The sequence below is a fragment of the Aquabacterium sp. CECT 9606 genome (assembly GCF_918741295.1).
Taxonomy (GTDB): domain Bacteria; phylum Pseudomonadota; class Gammaproteobacteria; order Burkholderiales; family Burkholderiaceae_C; genus Aquabacterium.
This window is the reverse complement of sequence record NZ_CAKKNB010000016.1, coordinates 1-738: the sequence shown is the minus strand read 5'-3', so window position 1 is coordinate 738 and position 738 is coordinate 1. Positions and strand designations below refer to the sequence as shown.

The window sequence follows — 738 nt, the reverse complement described above, 5'->3', positions numbered from 1 at the left end:
GGCCTTGATGTCGGCCGTTTCGATCACGGCGACTTGCGCCGTGGTCAGGGCAGCAATCCCAGCGGTCGTCAGGGCAGCCACCTGGGCGGTGGTCAGGGCCTTGATGTCGGTGGTTTCGATGGCAGCGACTTGGGCGGTCGTCAGGGCAGCGATCTGGCCAGTGGTCAGGGCAGAGACTTGGGTGGTGGTCAGGGCAGCGATCTGGGCCGTGGTCAGAGCGGCCAAGTCAGTGGTGGTCAGGGCCCGCACGTTGGCGGTGGTCAGGGCGCTGATGTCGGAGGTCTCGATGGCCGCGGCCTGGGCCGTGGTCAGCGAAGCCACCTGGGTGGAGGTCAGGGCAGCGATCTGGGTGGAATCCAGGGCCACGATCTGGGCAGTGGTCAGGGCAGCGACACCGGCGGTGGTCAAGGCCTTGATGTCCGCTGTTTCGATCACGGCGACTTGCGCCGTGGTCAGGGCAGCAACCCCAGCGGTCGTCAAAGCAGCCACCTGAGCGGTGGTCAAGGCCGTGATGTCGGTGGTTTCGATGGCAGCGACTTGAGCGGTCGTCAGGGCAGCGATCTGGCCAGTGGTCAGGGCAGAGACCTGGGTGGTGGTCAGCGCGGCGATCTGAGCGGTTGTCAGGGCGGCCAGGTCAGTGGTGGTCAGGGCCCGCACGTTGGCGGTGGTCAGGGCGCTGATGTCAGAGGTCTCGATGGCCGCGGCCTGGGCCGTGGTCAGCGAAGCCACCTGGGTGGA

General features: G+C 67.1%; 1 pseudogene. It reads right to left on the bottom strand.

From position 1 onward, the window contains the following. A pseudogene (locus LQ232_RS23485) lies at positions 1-738 on the bottom strand (heme utilization protein); the annotation flags it as partial.